Origin of the sequence: Methylobrevis albus (assembly GCF_015904235.1) — a bacterium.
GTDB classification, from domain to species: Bacteria; Pseudomonadota; Alphaproteobacteria; order Rhizobiales; family Pleomorphomonadaceae; genus Methylobrevis_A; species Methylobrevis_A albus.
The window spans coordinates 140639-158406 of record NZ_JADZLT010000042.1 but is presented as its reverse complement, the minus strand read 5'-3'; the positions used below and the strand labels follow the sequence as shown (position 1 = coordinate 158406).

The 17768-nt window shown below is 71.0% G+C and carries 14 protein-coding genes; 7 read left to right on the top strand and 7 right to left on the bottom strand.

The features are described from left to right. The first annotated feature begins 34 nt into the window (after positions 1 to 34). The gene (locus I5731_RS05805; RefSeq protein ID WP_197310426.1) at positions 35 to 946 is read left to right on the top strand and encodes a phosphatase PAP2 family protein; all 912 of its coding nucleotides are present in this window, start codon (positions 35 to 37) and stop codon (positions 944 to 946) included. Between the two features lie 27 nt (positions 947 to 973). Here I5731_RS05805 and I5731_RS05800 read toward each other — a convergent pair whose 3' ends face one another. The 6 genes from I5731_RS05800 to I5731_RS05775 all read right to left on the bottom strand — a co-directional run bounded on the left by I5731_RS05800 (position 974) and on the right by I5731_RS05775 (position 8764). After that, complete coding sequence (locus I5731_RS05800) at positions 974 to 2053, bottom strand: NAD(P)/FAD-dependent oxidoreductase (RefSeq protein ID WP_197310425.1); 1080 nt, start codon at positions 2051 to 2053, stop codon at positions 974 to 976. A gap of 373 nt (positions 2054 to 2426) precedes the next feature. Beyond that, a complete protein-coding gene (locus tag I5731_RS05795; RefSeq protein ID WP_197310424.1) occupies positions 2427 to 3587 on the bottom strand; it encodes an NAD(P)/FAD-dependent oxidoreductase in 1161 nt (386 codons plus the stop codon). Positions 3588 to 3595: 8 nt separating this feature from the next. Beyond that, positions 3596 to 5197: an FAD-dependent oxidoreductase gene (locus tag I5731_RS05790; protein ID WP_197310423.1), complete on the bottom strand. Its 1602-nt coding sequence runs from the start codon at positions 5195 to 5197 to the stop codon at positions 3596 to 3598. Then, on the bottom strand, positions 5197 to 6447 hold the full coding sequence (locus I5731_RS05785; RefSeq protein WP_197310422.1) for a cystathionine gamma-synthase family protein: 1251 nt from the start codon (positions 6445 to 6447) through the stop codon (positions 5197 to 5199). The genes I5731_RS05790 and I5731_RS05785 overlap by 1 nt, the downstream gene beginning before the upstream one ends. Continuing rightward, positions 6447 to 7535 carry a flavin reductase family protein gene (locus I5731_RS05780; protein WP_197310421.1) on the bottom strand — a complete coding sequence of 363 codons (1089 nt, stop codon included), beginning with the start codon at positions 7533 to 7535 and terminating at the stop codon, positions 6447 to 6449. Before I5731_RS05780 ends, I5731_RS05785 begins: the two co-directional genes overlap by 1 nt. After that, positions 7535 to 8764 carry an aromatic ring-hydroxylating oxygenase subunit alpha gene (locus tag I5731_RS05775; protein WP_197310420.1) on the bottom strand — a complete coding sequence of 410 codons (1230 nt, stop codon included), beginning with the start codon at positions 8762 to 8764 and terminating at the stop codon, positions 7535 to 7537. Before I5731_RS05775 ends, I5731_RS05780 begins: the two co-directional genes overlap by 1 nt. A 232-nt stretch (positions 8765 to 8996) precedes the next feature. On the opposite strand from I5731_RS05775, the gene I5731_RS05770 reads away from it, so the two are divergent. The 5 genes from I5731_RS05770 to I5731_RS05750 all read left to right on the top strand — a co-directional run bounded on the left by I5731_RS05770 (position 8997) and on the right by I5731_RS05750 (position 15805). Further along, a complete protein-coding gene (locus I5731_RS05770) occupies positions 8997 to 9980 on the top strand; it encodes a LysR substrate-binding domain-containing protein (RefSeq protein ID WP_197310419.1) in 984 nt (327 codons plus the stop codon). Positions 9981 to 10158: 178 nt separating this feature from the next. Next, positions 10159 to 11175, top strand: coding sequence for an ABC transporter substrate-binding protein (locus tag I5731_RS05765; protein ID WP_197310418.1), 1017 nt, complete (start codon positions 10159 to 10161; stop codon positions 11173 to 11175). 113 nt (positions 11176 to 11288) lie between these two features. Continuing rightward, complete coding sequence (locus I5731_RS05760) at positions 11289 to 12176, top strand: ABC transporter permease (protein WP_197310417.1); 888 nt, start codon at positions 11289 to 11291, stop codon at positions 12174 to 12176. Next, on the top strand, positions 12169 to 13278 hold the full coding sequence (locus I5731_RS05755) for a quaternary amine ABC transporter ATP-binding protein (protein ID WP_197310416.1): 1110 nt from the start codon (positions 12169 to 12171) through the stop codon (positions 13276 to 13278). The genes I5731_RS05760 and I5731_RS05755 overlap by 8 nt, the downstream gene beginning before the upstream one ends. 127 nt (positions 13279 to 13405) lie before the next feature. After that, positions 13406 to 15805, top strand: a complete 2400-nt coding sequence (locus I5731_RS05750; RefSeq protein ID WP_197310415.1) for a transketolase family protein — start codon at positions 13406 to 13408, stop codon at positions 15803 to 15805. A gap of 193 nt (positions 15806 to 15998) precedes the next feature. Here the strand turns inward: I5731_RS05750 and I5731_RS05745 are convergent, their stop codons facing one another. Beyond that, the gene (locus I5731_RS05745; protein ID WP_197310414.1) at positions 15999 to 16640 is read right to left on the bottom strand and encodes a LysE family translocator; all 642 of its coding nucleotides are present in this window, start codon (positions 16638 to 16640) and stop codon (positions 15999 to 16001) included. 196 nt (positions 16641 to 16836) lie between these two features. Between I5731_RS05745 and I5731_RS05740 the strand changes: the two genes are divergently transcribed. Then, a complete protein-coding gene (locus tag I5731_RS05740; protein ID WP_197310413.1) occupies positions 16837 to 17649 on the top strand; it encodes a phosphatase PAP2 family protein in 813 nt (270 codons plus the stop codon). Positions 17650 to 17768 lie beyond the last annotated feature (119 nt).

Sequence of the window (17768 nt, the reverse complement as noted above, 5' to 3'; positions counted from 1 at the left end):
GAAGCGGCTGCAGACCGGATCAAGGGAGCGGGGAATGACGAGCTTGCAGGCTTCCGAACCCGGCGGCGGCAACTGGATAAGCCGGCTAAGCACCATCGCCCGCATGATTGCGCAGCGGCTCCGCCGGCTGGCGGGCACGCCGCTGCTGGCGATCGCGCTCGCGACCCTCGCCTGTTCGCTGCTGTTCCGCCTCGCCCCCGGCCTCGATCTTTGGATCTCCGGCCTGTTCTACGTCGAGGGCGTCGGCTTTCCGCTGCGGTCGGTGAAGGCGCTGGACGTGCTGCGCGACGTCGGCTCGGTCCTGCCCGTACTCACCGGCAGCCTCGGCGCTCTCGGGCTGCTGCTCTACGTCGCCTTTCCGCGCCGGCCGCTGTGCGGCGCCGCCCCGCGGCTGCTGCTGCTGCTCGCGGTCATGCAGGTGCTCGGCCCCGGCCTGCTCGTCAACGCCATCACCAAGCCGCTGTTCGAGCGTCCGCGCCCGAACCAGATCGTCGAATTCGGCGGCAGCCACACCTATGTGCCGGTCTGGGAGATCGGCGAGGCGTGCACCGTGCGCTGCGCCTCGTTCCTGTCGGGCGAGGCGGCTGGGGCGGCGACGCTGCTGACGCTGGTGCTGCTGGTGCCGCCGCTCTGGCGCGGACCCGCCGCCTGGGCGCTCGGTGGGCTGGCGGCCGCGGTGTCGGTCAACCGGGTGCTGTTCGGCGCCCACTTTGCGTCCGACGTGCTGATCAGCTTCGGCATCGTCTCCATGCTGGTGCTGGTCGCGCACCGTGCGCTGGCGCTGGCGCCGCCGCCACGCTTTTCCGACGCGGCGATCGAGCGGACGCTGCGGAACGCCGGCCTCGCCCTGCGCCGCCTGATCCGCGCCGGCCGCGACCGCGCCGCCGCGCGGCTTGCCGAGGCGGTCCGCGCGCTGCCACGGACGTGGCCGCGCCTGCGCGCCTGAGCATCGTCCCGCCGGGCCTCCGATCCGTCAGTGCCGGTACGGCTCTCCGGCCGCGATCCCCGCCGCCACCTTGTCGCCCATCAGCGCCGCGAGCTTGAAGCCGTGGCCGGAGCAGGCCGACAGCACCGAGCCGCGCGCGCCGATCGGCTCGGCGATGAAGCGCTCGTCGTCGGTGACGGTGTAGAAGCACGCCTTGCGCTCGAGCGGCACGTAGCGGTGGAAGTCGCGGAAGGTGCCGCTCGCCGCCGCGATCAGCCGCTCCACGTCGGCGTCCGTGCCGGCCCGGCTCTCGTCGGGATCGCCGCGTCGGGTGAAGACGTGGTCGCCGATCTTGAGCCGCGTGCCGGGTTCGGGCGGCAGCGTATAGGTGCCGCTCGCCTCGCCGAGGTCGAAGAACACCGGCGCATCGGCCCAGGCCGCAGCTAACTCCACCGGCGGCGCGACGAACATCACCGCCTGCCGCGACGGCACCACCGTGCCGGCGAGCCCCGGCACCAGCCGCGCCACCCAGGCGCCCGCCGCCACGACGACATGGTCGCCGCCGTGCACCGTCGCGCCCACGGTCACGGTCCCAGCCTCCGGATCCACCGCATCGACAGGCGTGTTCGCATGAAACACCACCCCGCGCCGGGCGAGATGCACCGCAAGGTCGGTGAGGATGCGGACCGGGAACAGCACGCCGGCGCCGTCCATCTCGGTGCATCGCGTCATGCCGTCCGTGTTCAGCATCGGGTAGAGCTGCGCCACCCGGTCGAGGTCGACCTCGCGCCAGCCGATCCCCATCGCGTCCATGTCGGCGGTGGAGGCGTCGATCCAGTCGGTGGCGCCGCGCTCGAACACGATCAGCGGCTTCGGCGCAAAATGGCTGCGGCCGAGGTCGGCCCACATCGCGTCATAGGCCGCGAAGGCCTCCGGCATCAGCCGCGCATAGCGGTGCATGGTGCCGTAGCCGTGCCGGGTGACGCGGTGCTCGTCGTGCGAGCTCGACACCGGGTTCGGCACCGGGCCCTGCTCGAACACCTCGACGGCAAAGCCCCGCCGCACCAGTCCCCACGCGGTGGCGAGCCCATTGATCCCCGCCCCGACCACCAGCACCTTGCCAGGCATCATATTGTCCTTTGTGGATCACGTATGCACTGCGCCGGGCAACCGGCCGCGGCCGCCGACGGATCGCCCCTGCTTAACGGTCGATCCGAACCTCTCAATTCGTCATTGCCGGGCTTGACCCGGCAACCCACTAGCCTCGCCGGCCCGGATACCCCAACTTATGGAAAAAACTGACTTTTCGCCGACGCAGACACGTCCCGCAAGGCGAGGCTAGTGGGTCGCCGGGTCGAGCCCGGCGATGACCGTGGAGGGGCAGTGACCCCGACGATGGCAGACGGCCACCGAACGGTCCGTTTCTCACTCGGTGAGGATCCGCCCGCTGAAACCCTCGATCTACCGCCCTCTCCGTCACGCGAAGCCCCCCTCACCCCGCCTACGCCGCCGCCCGCCCCGGCGGCACCCAGCCCTTTCGCTCGGCCCAGTCGTCGGGAATGTTGCCGAACCGGCTGAGCGCGTATTTCGAGATGTCGGCGAAGGAGCATTTGCCCTCGACGACGAGGTCGCGGATCGCGTGGCCCGACGCCGGCGACAGGCCGAAGCCGACCGCCGACATGGTGCAGATGGTGAGGTTGTCGTGGCTGTCCGGGCGGTCGATCACCGGGCGCCCGTCCGGCGTGTTCTCGATCAGCCCGGCCCAGCTGCGGATCACCCGCACATGCGCCGCCTTCGGCAGCAGCTCGGCGAGCCGGCGCGCGAGGTGGGCGGCGAGCGGCGAGGCGGGGCGGGCGAGCGGCGCGCCGTCGGCGGGCAGGTCGATCCACTCGTGTGGCCCGCCGCCATAGGCGAGGTTGCCGCGCAGCGTCTGGCGGCCGTAGAGCCCGTTGCCGTCGACGCCGCCGCGCGGCATCAGCGGCAGCGGTTCGGTGACGATCATCTCGGCCCGCGCCGCCGTCACCGGCAGGCGGACGCCGACGCCGGCGAGCAGCCGGCCGGACTGCGGACCCGCCGCCACCACGACATGGTCGGCGAGGATGTCGCCGGCCGCGGTGCGCACGCCCGTCAGCTTCGTGTCCTTTGCGAGCAGCTCCAGCACCGGCGTGTGCTGCAGGATGCGGCCGCCGAGGTCCTCGATCGCGAACGCATAGGCCTGCACGGTACGCTGCGGGTTGGCGTGGCCGCCGGTCTTGACGTGGATGCCGCCGAGCGCGTTGTCGCCGGCGAGCGGCACCATCTCGCGCACCTCGTCGCCATCGAGCTTCGCCCAGTCGAAGCCGAGCCCGCCGATTTCGGCGCCCATGCGGTGATAGGCGTGGAGGTGGTGTTCGCGGGTCGCGAAGATGATGCGGTGGCCGCGCCACTCGGTCGGGTAGCCGAGCAACTCGTCCATCTGCGGCCAGAGCCGCTGCTCCTCGTGGAAGAGGGCGCTGTTGTAGTGGGTGCAGCCGCCGCCGTTGCGGCCCGAGGCCTCCCAGCCGACGATGCCCTTGTCGACGACGATGACGTCGACGCCGGTGCGGGCGAGCCACCACGCGGCCGACAGGCCGGTGACGCCGCCACCCACCACCACCACCGAGGTCGTTGCGAGCGTTGCCATCCTTAGCCTCACATATGCATGGTGAATTCAATCAGTTCCTGTTCGCGCGGCGTGCCGATCGCGTCATACGGCACCCACTGCGACGGGATGCCGAACCAGACATCCCACTCGGCCGCCATCGCGTCGGTCTCGGCCAGCGTCGCCAGCACGCCGAGCGGCAGCGGCCGCACGGGCGCGCGGTAGCCGGCGAGCGGGATCGCGCCGAGCTCGCAGCCCGCCGCCACCGCCATGGTCAGCGCCACCTGCTCGCGGCAGCGCCGGCCCTGGCAGGCGCCCATGGTGACGCGGGTGAGACGCTTCATCTGGTCGTGGCTCGGCGGGCCCTTGGCGGCGAACGCGGCAAGGTCGCGGCCGGGATCGCCGGCACCGAGATAGCGCGGCGGCGCGACGCCGACGAGTTCGCCGCGGCTCACCTCCTCGCAGAGACAGACCGGCGGCGCCATGCCGCCGGTGGCGACCAGCGCCTCCATCCAGCGCCGGCGATAGGCGAGTTCGTCCGCACCCTGCGGCAATGTCGGCGCGGGCGCCACATCCGACGCGGCTGGGTTCCGCCCGAGCGAGACGATCGCCGCCCGCGCGGCGGCCCGCCCCGACACTGCCGCGTCCGCTTCTCCGGCGAGCACCGCCCCGGCCCCGGCGCAGTCGCCGGCAACGAACACCTCGGCGAGGCTGGTCGCGCTGCCGTCGGCCGTCGCCGGCGCAAAGCCGCCGCGGGCACCGTCAAGCACCAGCCGGGCGCCGGCGACATCGACGAGGTCGACCACCGGCACCCGGCCGAGCGCCAGGCAGATCGTGTCGCAGGGGATCGTGCGCGGCATCGCCGGATCCGCGAGCGGCGCGACCACCGCGCCGGAGACGCCGAAGCTGCCGCGCACCGCCGACAGGATGACGTGGCTGGTGAGGATATCGACCCCTGCCGCCGCCAGCGCCGCGAGCCGGGCCGGATCGCCGCGCGGGGCGTCGGCCACCTCGACCAGCGCCGCAACGGCGAGGCCGCGGGCGAGCGCGGCTTCCGCCGCGTCGATGGCGAGATCGCCCGACCCGAGGATCACCAGCTGCCGGCCGTCGAAGGCGTCGTAGCGGCGGAGCAGCGCGTGCAGCCCCTGCGCGCCCATCACCCCCGGCTGGTCGACGCCGTCGAAGCCGAGCACGAGGTCGCGAGCGCCGGTGGCGAGAATCAGCCGGTCGAAGCCGCAGAGCCAGGCCCGCTCCTCGTCCGCGAGGCCCACCACCGGTCCCGGCAGGCTTTCCAGCGCCGGGCCCGGCACGAAGGCGCCCCAGCAATAGGTGCCGAGCGCGACGTCGACGCCGGCCTCGAACGCCGCCTCGAGGCCCGGGTTGAGCGCCAGCACGCGCTCCACCATCCGCTCCTTCGCCTGCACCGAGCCGTCGGCGCGGCCGCCGAAGAACTGCGGAACGTCGAGGCCGATCAGGCCGCCCGACACCGGGTTCTCGTCAACGAGTTTTACGGATAGCCCGGCCGCGGCGGCTTCGAGCGCGGCGGCGAGGCCGGCCGGGCCGGCGCCGATCACCACGACGTCGGCGTGTTCCTCGGGGGCGGCGAACTTGCCGGCCAGCGATTTCGGATCGACGGTGATGCGTTGGCTCATCAGACGGCCTCCAGGGCCCGGGAGAGATCGGCGATCAGGTCGGCGGCGGCCTCGATGCCGACGGAAACCCGCAAGGTGGCGTCGTCGATGCCGGCCGCCTCGCGCCGCGCGCGCGGCACGGCGTAGTGGGTGGTCGAGGCCGGGTGGCAGATCAGCGTCTCGGTGCCGCCGAGGCTCACCGCCATCTTCAGAACTTGCAGCGCGTCGAGCAGCCGGAACGCCTCCGCCTCGCCGCCGCGGATGCGGAACGAGAAGGTGGAGCCGGCGCCGCTCGCCTGCCGCTCGAAGGCGGCGCGTGCCGGCGTGCCCTGCCCGAGAAACCCGAGCCAGGTGACGGAGGCGACCTTCGGGTGGTCGGCGAGGAAGCCGGCGATCGCCGCGGCGTTCGCCGCCGCCCGCTCGGTGCGCAGGTGCATCGTCTCCAGCGAGCGCGTCAGCAGCCAGGCCGAATGTGCGTCGAGGGTGGAGCCGACCAGCGTCCGGAACGCCTTCAGCCGCGCGATCAGCGCCGCCGATCCGCTCAAGCCCCCGGCGAGCAGGTCGCTGTGGCCGCCGGCATATTTCGTCAGCGACGTCATCACGAGGTCGGCGCCGTGCGCGAGCGGCCGCTGCACGAAGGGGCCGAGAAAAGTGTTGTCGACCGCGACCAGCGGTCGCCGCCCGGTCGCCACCCCGATCTCGTCGGCGATGCGCGCGACGAGGGCGATGTCGACCACCGCCGCGGTCGGGTTGGCCGGCGTCTCGATCCAGATCAGCCCGATGGGGCCGGCGGCTTGCGCCTCATCCGCCGCGCGCCGGATCGCGTCCGCGTCGCAGCCGTCGGCAAAACCGAAGCCGCGGATGCCGAAACGCGGCAGTTCGCCGCCGATCAGCGCGTCGGTGCCGCCGTAGATCGGCCGGCTCATCAGCACGGTGTCGCCGGGGCCGAGCAGCGCCAGCAGCGCGGCGGAGACGGCGGCCATGCCGCTCGCAAAGCAGGCGGTGTCCTCGGCGCCGTCGAGGGCGGCGAGCCGCGCTTCGACGATGTCGAGGTTCGGATGCCCGAGCCGGCCGTAGATCCAGCCCTTCGCCGTCGTCGCGGCGCCGTCGAAGAACGCCGCGTGCAGGTCCTTCGCCGCGGCCGCAGAGGGATAGACGAAGGTGGAGGTGAGATAGGCCGGAGGCTTCGCGGCGCCGCCGGCGCTCGCCGGGTCGTATCCGGCGCCGACCGTGATCGTCTCGAGGCTGAGGCCGGCGTCGGGGGTCTGCATCAGGCGATCTCGATCACGAGCGGAGTAAGCGGGCGCGAACAGCAGGCGAGGATGTCGCCGGCCTCAACCTCGTCGTCGAACAGGCCGCCGTCCTGCTGCATGTCGACCTCGCCGGACAGTTTGCGCACCCGGCAGGTGCTGCACATGCCCTTGCGGCAGGAACTCGGCAGCGGCACCCCGGACCGCAGCGCGGCTTCCAGAATGGTCTCGCCGGCGCGGACGGCGATCTCCACCCCGCGCGGCTCGATGCGCACCGGCAACGACCCCGCCTCGGGAGCGGGTGCTGCTGCCACCGCGGCGAGAGCCGCTTCCGCGACCGCCTCGCCGAAGCCCTCCTCGTGCCACGCCGCGGGCAGCCCGCCGGCGGCGTCGAACGCCGCGCGCGCGGCGGCCATGAAGCCCGCGGGGCCGCAACAAAACACCTCGGAACTGCCGAGGTCCGGCACCAGCCGGGCGAGCATCGCCGCATCCGGCCGGCCGAGCGTGGCGCCCGGCGCGATCCCGCCGCCGCTGACGATCCACCGCGTCCGCCAGCCGCGCCGCGCGGCGGCGAGCGCATCGATCTCGGGCCGGAACAAGAGGTCGGCCGGGGTGCGCGCGCAGTGGACGTAGTCGAGCGTGACGTCGAGGCCGAAATCGGCGATCGTCCGCGCCATCGCCGCCATCGGCGTTGCGCCGCTGCCGGCCGAAAGCAGCACCAGCGGCTTTGGAAACGCATCAGGCAGGTGGAAGTCGCCGAACGGCCCGCGCGCCTCGATCTCGGCGCCGGGGCCGAGGTGGTCGTGCAGCCAGCGCGTCGCGCGGCCGGTGTCCTGCGCCTTGATGGTGAGCTCGATCCGGCCGGCATCAGCCGGCGAACTCGCGATGGTGAAGCTGCGCCAGAGCGTTGATCCACCCGCCGGAACCGCGATCGTCAGATACTGTCCGGCCTTGAAGGCGACCGGCGCGCCGCCGGCGGGACGCAGCACGAAGGTCTTCACCCCCTCCGCCTCGCGGCGCACCGCCTCGCAGACGAGTTGCATCGCCCGCGGCGCCGCGGCGCTCATACCGACATCCGCCGCGATCGATTCGGCCGCTCCCGCGATCATCAGGCGACGTCGACGACGCGCAGCGCCGGCTGGCCGAGATGGGCGCGGGCGCGCGCCACGTACCAGTCGACGAAGCGCAGCACGAAGGCTTCCGCCGTCTCCGAATAGGGCCCGGGCGTGTAACCGCGGCCGTTGACGCCGCGCTGGTTGAGCTCGGCGAGGGCCCGGTCCTGACGGTTGGTCTCGTCCCAGGTGACGACGAGCTTGTCGAGGTCGTAGTCGACCCCCTCGACCGCGTCCTTGCGCACCAGCCACTTGCCGACGACGTGCGTCTCTTCCGGTCCGACCGGATAGGCGGAGAACATGAAGAGGTAGTCGCCGAGGGCGTGGCAGAAGTTGTGCGGCTCGATCGCGAAGCGCAGCGAGCCGACATCGCCGCCGTCGACGTCGAGCAGCGGCTTCTTCACCACCGGCTGGCCGTCGAGCGACATCGAGATGCTGCCCTCGTTGAGCGGGAAGCGGGCGCACTGCCACCAGCTGCCGTCCTGCGGGCCGAGCACGAGGCCGTTGCGCTCCATCCGGGCGCGGTATTCGGCGAGGCGGAGGCCTTCCTCGTTGGAAAAGTTCGGCGTGATGCCGACCGGGAACGAGATGCCGAGTTCCGGATGGCAGGCGGCGCAGTGATAGCACTCGCGCCCGTTCTCCATCACGAGCTTCCAGTTCGCCTTCTCGACCAGCACCACCTCGTGCACCAGCTTGGCGTTCTCGAGATCGTAGGGGGCGAGCATCGGTTCGAGATGCGAGCGGAAGGTGGCGAACTCCGGCGGCGTCTCGGCGAGGCAGACGTAGATCGCCCCCGCCACCACCTCGACGTGGATCGGCCGCAGCGGGAACTGCGACGGATCGAAGTCGTCGCCCATGGCACCGGCGTGCTGCAGCCGCCCGTCGAGCTCGTAGGTCCACTGGTGATAGGGGCAGACGAGCTTCGCCGCGCGCCCCGTGCCGTCGGCGCAGAGCTGGGCGCCGCGGTGGCGGCAGGTGTTGAAATAGCCGCGGACCGTGCCGGCGCGGTCGCGCAGCACCACGATCGGCGTCGTGCCGATGGTGAGCGCGAGATAGTTGCCCGGCTTCGGCAGCTCGCAGGAGAAGCCGATCATCAGCCACTGCGCCTCGAAGATCGCCTCGAGGTCGAAGGCATAGATGTCCGGATCCCGGTAGAATGCCTGCGGCAGGGAATAGCCCGGGCGCCGCTCGTCGATCAGCGCCGCGATGTGGCGGTCGTCACGCATCTGATGCCTCCGTGAATGTGCGGAGCATGGCACGGCGACCGGGCGGCCGGACAATCTCATTTCGTCAAACTGGAATTAGAAAAAAGCAATTGAGGACGCGGCCGTCGCAGCCCATGATCTGAAGGAATACCCCTCATGACCTGACGTCGGGCGGGTCGCGGCCCGGGGTTCATTCGGGGCGGCTTCGGCCGCGGAAGGCCGGCCGCGTGCGGACGGGGAGATCGGAGGCCGGGTGATCGATCGCAAATGGCTGCCGCTCAACGCGCTGCGCGCCTTCGACGCCGTCGGCCGGCGCCTGAGCTTCACGGCCGGCGCGCAGTCGCTGAACGTCACCCAGAGCGCGCTGAGCCGCCATGTCTCCAGCCTCGAGGAGCTGATCGGCAAGCGCCTGCTCGACCGTCGCCCGCAGGGCATCGTGCTGACCGAGGCCGGCGCCAAGCTGCTGCCGGTGGTGACGAAATCCTTCGATCGCATCGAGAAGGTGCTGAACGAGCTGAAGAGCGACGGGGTCGAGCGGCCGCGCGTCTTGAAGGTGCACATGCCGCCGACCTTCCTGCAGCGCTTCGGCCTGCCGATGCTGCACGAGTTCCGCGGCGAGTACCCGAACGTCGCTGTCGACGTCTCGTCGACCTACGGCAACGGCATGCCGGCACGCGAGCTCGACGTCGCGATCATCTACGACCGGCCGAAGATCAGCGACGCGATCAACGATCTCCTCTGGATGCAGCGCTCGACGCCGGTGTGCTCGCCGGCGCTCGCCGAACGCTTCAGGGACCGGCCCCTGGAAGAGCTGTTGAATGCCAGCGAACTGCTGCACATCCGCGTCGAGGGCCAGCCGGCCGACTATCACTGGGCGCAGTTCTGCCGCCACAACGACGTCGAATGTGTCACCGCGCGCGGCATCACCTTCGACACGCTGGCGCTCGCCGTGCAGTACGCCGAGCGCGGCCACGGCGTGGTGCTCGCCGACATCGACATGTTCGCCGACGAGATCGCGGCGGGCCGGCTGGGGGTTCCGACGTCGCTCGAGTACAAGGACGGCTTCGGTTATTTCCTATCGCTGCACCCCGAAGACCTCGACGATCCGCTCATTGCGCTCTTCCGCCACTGGGTCATCACCCGGTTCGCGGGGATCGACCGCCGCCCGTCCGCCGGACGGGACGAGGAGCCGGCAGGGGAACCGGGATCGCGGCCACGCGGGTGGACCGCGGTCTGACGATACGGGCGGCCGTTCCGCCCGGGACACGACCAGGCGGCGACAGGGCCGCCACGCCGGAAACGGGCTCCGAAAGCCCGGCCGGCACGCCTAGCCTTTACGAATGATCCGGGCCGCACGACGGCACCGGACGGGAACAGTCAGTCTGAACAGTTCGACCAACGGGAGCAGTCAGCCCATGCAACGTCTTCTCGCTTCGACCGTGATCGCCGCGGGCCTCTTCACGGCCGGCGCGTTCGCCGCCGGCGGCGCCGCCGCCGAGGAATGCGGCACCGTCACCATCGCCAACATGAACTGGCAGTCGGCCGAGGTGCTGGCCTGGATCGACCAGATCATCCTCTCCGAAGGCTATGGCTGCGACGCCGAACTCGTCCCCGGCGACACCACGCCGACGCTGACCTCGATGATGGAAAAGGGCGCCCCCGACGTCGCCCCCGAGGCCTGGATCAACGCGGCGCGCGAGCCGCTCGACAAGGCCGTCGCCGAAGGCCGCCTGCACTACGCCTCCGAGTCGCTGTCGGAAGGCGGCGTCGAGGGCTTCTGGATCCCGAAGTACCTCGCCGACGCCAACCCTGAGATCAAGACCGTCGACGACGCGCTCGCCCACCCCGAGCTGTTCCCGGCGCCGGAGGATCCCTCCAAGGGTGCGGTCTACAACTGCCCGGCGGGCTGGGGCTGCCAGATCCTGACCACCAACTTCTTCAAGGCCTACAACGCCGCCGACAAGGGCTTCGACCTCGTCGATACCGGCTCCGCCGCCGGCCTCGACGGCTCGATCGCCAAGGCCTACGAGCGCGAGCAGGGCTGGCTCGGCTACTACTGGGCGCCGACCGCCATCCTCGGCAAATACGAGATGGTGCGCCTCAGCCAGGGCGAGGGCCTCGAGCACGACAAGGCCGAGTGGGACCGCTGCAACGCCGTCGCCGACTGCGCCGACCCGAAGCCGAACGCCTGGTCGAAGTCCGAGGTCTACACGGTCGTCACCGACCGCTTCAAGCAGGCGGGCGGCCCGGCCTACGAGTACCTGACGCGCCGCACGTGGGAGAACGCCACCGTGAACAAGCTGCTCGCCTGGATGGTCGACAACCAGGCGACCGGCGAGGACGGCGCCAAGCACTTCCTCGCCGAGCAGCCCGACGTCTGGGAGAAGTGGGTGTCGCCGGAGGCGGCCGAGAAGGTCAAGGCCGCGCTCTGATCCGCGCCGGGGCCGCCGCCCGCGCGGCGGCCCTCCGTCCCACCGGCCGGCCGCCGACGCCGTAGCGGCGCCTGCAGCCGGCTGCCGCCCACCCGCGCGAGGGGAGCCGGCCGATGGACTGGCTGACCAAGTTTCCGACCATGGACGGCGCGCAGCTGACCGCGCTCAAGAAGGCGATCGACGAGGGCTTCCGCAACTTCACCCGCGCCTACGGTGAGAGTTTCGAGACGCTGTTCCAGCCGCTGCAGTCCTTCATGATCTGGACCGAGCGGCTGCTGACGCAGTCGCCCTGGCCGCTGGTGCTGATCGGCATTCTCGCCATCGCCTGGCTCGCCAGCCGCAGCATCAAGATCGTGATCGGCTCGGCCGCGGCGCTGCTCGCCATCGGCTATTTCGGCATGTGGGACGACACCATGAAGACGATCGCGATGATCGTCGTCGCGACGCTGACGTCGCTGGTGATCGGCATCCCGCTCGGTATCGCGGTCTCGCGCTGGTCGAAGCTGCGCGCCGTCGTCGTCCCGACGCTCGACGTGATGCAGACCATGCCGAGCTTCGTCTACCTGATCCCCGTCGTCATGCTGCTCGGCATCGGCAAGGTGCCGGGGCTGATCGCGGTGGTGATCTACGCCGTGCCGCCGGTGATCCGCCTCACCGACCTCGGCATCCGCCTCGTCGACGCCGACGTGCTCGAGGCCGCCGACGCCTATGGCGCCTCCGGCTGGCAGCGGCTCGCCAACGTGCAGCTGCCGCTCGCGCTGCCGACCATCATGGCCGGCGTCAACCAGACGATCATGATGGCGCTCTCCATGGTGGTGGTCGCGTCGATGATCGGCGTGCAGGGCCTCGGCCAGCCGGTGCTGCGCGCGATCTCCGGCCAGTACTTCACCCTCGGCGTCTTCAACGGTTTCGCCATCGTCGGCGTCGCCATCATCTTCGACCGCGTCAGCCAGGCCCTCGGCCGGCGCCTGCAGCGACATCGGGAGGTCGTGCATGGCTGATCCGTCGACGAAGCTTGGAGCCGATATCCGCCTGATGGGCGTCTACAAGATCTTCGGGCCAAGGCCCGCGGATTTCGTCGAGGCCGTGCATCGCGGCATGGGCAAGATGGAACTCTTGAAGCACAACCATGTGCTCGGCCTGCGCGACATCTCGCTGGACATCCCGGCCGGCGCGATCCAGGTGATCATGGGCCTGTCGGGCTCGGGCAAATCCACCCTGATCCGCCACATCAACCGGCTGATCGAGCCCTCCTCCGGCGCGGTGCTGGTCGACGGGGTCGACGTCTGTGCGATGAACCCGGACGCCCTGCGCGACTTCCGCCGCAAGCAGACCGCCATGGTGTTCCAGAAGTTCGGCCTGCTGCCGCACTGGTCGGTGCTCGACAACACCATGTTCGGGCTGAAGATCCGCGGCACGCCGGTGGCGCAGGCGCGCGACACCGCCATGCGCTGGATCGAGCGCGTCGGCCTCAAGGGCTACGAGACGAAGTACCCGAACCAGCTCTCGGGCGGCATGCAGCAGCGCGTCGGCCTCGCCCGCGCGCTCGCCAATGACGCCCCGATCCTCCTGATGGACGAAGCCTTCTCGGCGCTCGACCCGCTGATCCGCGTCGACATGCAGACGGTGCTGCTCGACCTCCAGAAGGAAGTCCGCAAGACCATCGTCTTCATCACCCACGACCTCGACGAGGCGCTGCGCCTCGGCGACCGAGTGGCGATCCTGCGCGATGGCGAGGTGGTGCAGAAGGGCACCGCCCAGGACATCGTGCTCAGGCCGGCCGACGACTACATCGCGAGCTTCGTGAAAGAGGTGAACCGCGGCCGCGTCATCGTCACGGCGAGCGTGATGCACCCGATCGGCAGCCCCGGCACCGCCCGGCCCGACGGCCTGCCCGAGGTGCCCGGCGAGGTGCCGCTGGAGACGGCGGCAAAGATCATGACCGAGGCCGGCACCATGGACGCCGTCGTGCTCGGCCCCGACGGGCGCGCCGCCGGCATCCTCTCGATGCGCGACGTGATCACCGCGATGGTGACCCCCGTCGGCCACACCGCCGCGCCGCCGCGGCCCGCCCCCGCCCTGGTGCACGCCGCGGCCGGCTGAGCCGCCGCCGGCCATGGCCCCGCCGGCCCATGGCCCCCGGGCCGCGCCGCCGTCTCCGGACGCTGGCGCGGCCCGGCGCCGCGCGACATACTCTGAGGAAACGATCAGAACAACCGAGGAGACGTCGATGGCCACGGACGACCGGCTATTGGTGCTGGCGGAGCTGGAGAAGAAGATCCTCTGGCTCTCCACCTACATGATCCACAACGCCAACCACCTGCGCCCGAGCGTCGACGGGCTGAAGGTCGGCGGCCACCAGGCCTCCTCCGCCTCGCTCGCCACCATCATGACGGCGCTCTACCTCGCCGTGCTGAAGCCCGAGGACCGCGTCGCGGTGAAGCCGCACGCGAGCCCGGTGTTCCACGCCATCCAGTACCTGCTCGGCAACCAGAGCCGCGACAAGCTCGAGCGCTTCCGGGCGCTGAAGGGCGCGCAGTCCTATCCCTCGCGCACCAAGGACGTCGACGACGTCGACTTCTCGACCGGCTCGGTCGGCCTCGGCGTCGCCCAGACGCTGTTCGCCAGCCTCGCGCAGGACTACGTCCGCGCGCACGGCTGGGGCACTGACCGGCCGGAGGGGCGCATGATCGCCCTCGTCGGCGACGCCGAGATGGACGAGGGCAACATCTTCGAGGCGCTGCTCGAGGGCTGGAAGCAGGGTGTGCGCAACACCTGGTGGGTGATCGACTACAACCGCCAGAGCCTCGACGCCGTGGTGCGCGAGGGCCTCTACACCCGCTTCGAGGCGCTGTTCTCCGGCTTCGGCTGGCAGGTGGTGACGCTGAAATACGGCTCGCTGCTCGAGGCCGCCTTCGCCGAGCCCGGCGGCGACAAGCTGCGCGCGTGGATCGACGGCTGCCCCAACCAGCTCTACTCCGCCCTCACCTTCCAGGGCGGCGCCGCCTGGCGGCGGACGCTGCTCGACCAGATCGGCGACCAGGGCGCGGTGACGCGGCTGATCGAGGCGCGCTCCGACGACGACCTCGCCAAGCTGATGACCAACCTCGCCGGCCACGACCTGCCGACCCTGATCGAGGCCTTCGAGAAGATCGACCACGACCGCCCGGTGGTGTTCCTCGCCTATACGATCAAGGGCCACGGCCTGCCGCTCGCCGGCCACAAGGACAACCACGCCGGCCTGCTCAACCCGACCCAGCTCGCCGGCTTCAAGACCGCGATGAACATTCGCGACGGCCACGAGTGGGACCGCTTCGAGGGCCTCGCCCTGCCCGAGGCAGACCTCGACGCCTTCCTGCGCGCCGTGCCGTTCAACGCCGAAGGCCCGCGCCGCCGCAGCGCGCCGGTGCTGCCGGTCCCGGCCGAACTCACCGTGCCGCGCCAGCCCGAGATGTCGACCCAGCAGGGCTTCGGCCTCGTCATGCACGAACTCGCGAAAAGCGACACCGCGCTCGCCGACCGGATCGTCACCACCGCGCCCGACGTCACCGTCTCGACCAACCTCGGCGCCTGGGTCAACCGCCGCGGCCTGTTCGCGAAGGACGCGGTCGCCGACCTGTTCCGGAAAGAGAAGATCCCGTCGACCTTCAACTGGGAATTCTCGCGCAGCGGCCAGCACATGGAACTCGGCATCGCCGAGATGAACCTCTTCATCCTGCTCTCGGCGCTCGGCCTGTCGCACTCGCTGTTCGGCGAACGGCTGATCCCGGTCGGCACGCTCTACGACCCGTTCATCTGCCGCGGGCTCGATGCGCTGAACTACGCCTGCTACCAGGACGCCCGCTTCATCATCGTCGCGACGCCGTCGGGCCTCGCGCTGGCGCCCGAGGGCGGCGCGCACCAGTCGATCTCGACGCCGCTGATCGGCATCGCCCAGGACGGGCTCTGCGCCTTCGAGCCGGCCTTCGTCGACGAACTCGGCGTCATCATGCGCTTTGCCTTCGACTACGTGCAGCGCCACGGCGACGGCGCCGACCCCGACGAGCGCACCTGGCTGCGCGACGAGACGGGCGGCTCGGTCTACCTCCGCCTCTCGACGCGGACCCTGGAGCAGCCCGGCCGGGCGATGACCGAGGAGCTCGCCCGCGCCATCGTCGACGGCGCCTACTGGCTGCGCCCGCCGGAGCCCTCCTGCGAGGTGGTGATCTGCTACCAGGGCGTCGTCGCCCCCGAGGCGATCGCCGCCGCGGGTCTGCTCTCCGAGGACCGCCGCGGCGTCGCCGTGCTCGCCGTCACCTCGGCCGACCGCCTGTCCGCCGGCTGGCACGCCGCCGAGCGCGTGCGCCAGCGCGGCCGCAGCGACGCCCGCTGCCATGTCGAGCGGCTGCTCGCCGAAGTCCCCGCCGACGCCGGCCTCGTCACCGTGGTCGACGGCCACCCGACGACGCTCTCCTGGCTCGGCTCGGTGCTCGGGCACCGGGTGAAGCCGCTCGGCGTCGAGCACTTCGGCCAGTCCGGCTCCCTGCCCGACCTCTTCCACCAGTACGGCCTCGACGCCAACGCCATCGCCCACGCCGCGATGGCAGTGGCCCCGGGCCGGCCGGTCAGGTATCTGACCGCGCTGCCGTGAGGGGGGATTTGCGCTGACGTGCGAGGTTTTCAATCCCTCCCCCTCGTGGGGAGGGTGGCCCGGCCGGAGGCCGGGTCGGGAGGGGTAGGCCTCTCCCTGCGACGGGCGCCTCTTCTGAAGGAGAGGCCTACCCCTCCCGACCCCGCTCCGCGGGGCCACCCTCCCCACAAGGGGGAGGGATATTTTCAGCCCCTCACCGCCCCGACGTCGTCACCAGCTTCACCGCGAACGCCGCCATCACCCCCGCAAAGCCCCAGTCGAACGCCCGGAGCGCCTTTGGTGAGCGCTTGAGAAATCCGGCGATGCGCTCGGCGCCCATGATCATCGCGACCGAGAACGGGATCGCGACGACGATGAACCAGAGCCCGAGGAAGAAGAGCTTCGGGCCGGCGTGCGCGTCGCTGGTCGAGACGAACTGCGGCAGGAAGGTCACGAAGAACACGATGATCTTCGGGTTGAGCAGGTTGATCGCGAGGCCCTTGAGGTAGACGCTGCGCAGCGGTTCGGGCCGCACCGCGCCCGCTTCCAGCGAGAAGGCGGTGCCGGAGCGTACCGCCTGCACGGCGAGCCAGAGCAGGTAGAGGCAGCCGACGACCTTCAGCACCGTGAACGCCGTCGTCGAGGCGGCGAGGATCGCCGACAGGCCGACGGCGGCGAGCGTCGTGTGCACGACGAGGCCGGTCGAGGCGCCGGCGAACGCCGCAAAGCCGGCAAGGCGGCCGGCGGTCACCGTCTTGCCGAGGAACAGCGTCATGTCCGGCCCCGGCGTCAGGGTGAGGAACACGGCAGCCACCGTGAAGGCGGCGATCACGGAGAAATCGGGCAGGAAGATCATGGCGGCGTGAACCGGAGCTGGGGTGACGGCGTTGGCCGCAGCGACATCGCGGCGGCGCCGCCTTCGCCGCAGCTAAACACCGCCGCCTGTGGCAAGACAAGGGCGACGCACCGCGAGGTCACCGCGCGGGCTCGCCATCGGCCGGCCGGTTCCCATATGCCGGCAGGCAGCGCCGTCCCACCTCCGAGGAGAGATCATGCCCGATGTCCAGCCGCCTGCGACCCGCGCCCGGCTCGGCCGGCTGGCGCGCCGGCCGGTCGTGCTGCTCGCGGCGTTTCTCGTGATCGCCAGCGCGGTCTTCATCACCTGGCCCGCCCTCGACCTCCGCCTGTCGAGCCGCTTCTTCGATCCGGACATCGGCTTCGCCGCCGGGCAGAACCCGGTGCTCGTCTCGGCGCGCCGCTTCGCGCAAGGCGTGACGCGGGTGATGATCGTGCTTTCGGCGACGGCGCTGCTGGTGCCGCTGCTCTTCTCCGGCGCCCGCTTCGTCATGGGGCCAAAGGCCGGACTGCTGGTGCTCTCGGTCGTGGCGCTCGGCTCTGGCATCGTCGTCAACGTCGTGCTGAAGGGCTTCTGGGGCCGGGCGCGGCCGTTCGACATCACCGAGTTCGGCGGCGCTGAGCCGTTCACCCGGGCCTGGGCCTTCTCCGACAGTTGCACCTGGGACTGCTCGTTCGTCTCCGGCGAAGCCGCCGCCTCGATGCTGCTGATGGTGTTCGCGCTGATCGTGCCGCCGGCGTGGCGCCTGCGCACGGCGATCGCCGCCGCCACCTTCTCGGTCCTCGTCTCGCTCAACCGCATCGCCTTCGGCGCGCACTTCCTCTCCGACGTGCTGATCGCCTGGGGCCTCGTCCTCATCGTCATCATCGCCGTCCACCACATGCTCTACGTGCAGGGCGGCGGCCTCGACGAGGACCGCCTCGCCGCCGGACTCGGGCGGATCGGCGACCGGCTGAAGGCGCGGACCGGGTGGACAAAGGTGGCGGCGGGGCTGCGGCGGGTGGGGTAGGTCCGGGGTTGGAGCCCGTCGTGGGGCTTCCCCCCTCCCGTGCTTCGCACCTCCCCCGCTTCGCAGGAGAGGGGACGCAGGAGGTTAGAGCGCCGTCCACAACAGCATTTCGCTTCGGC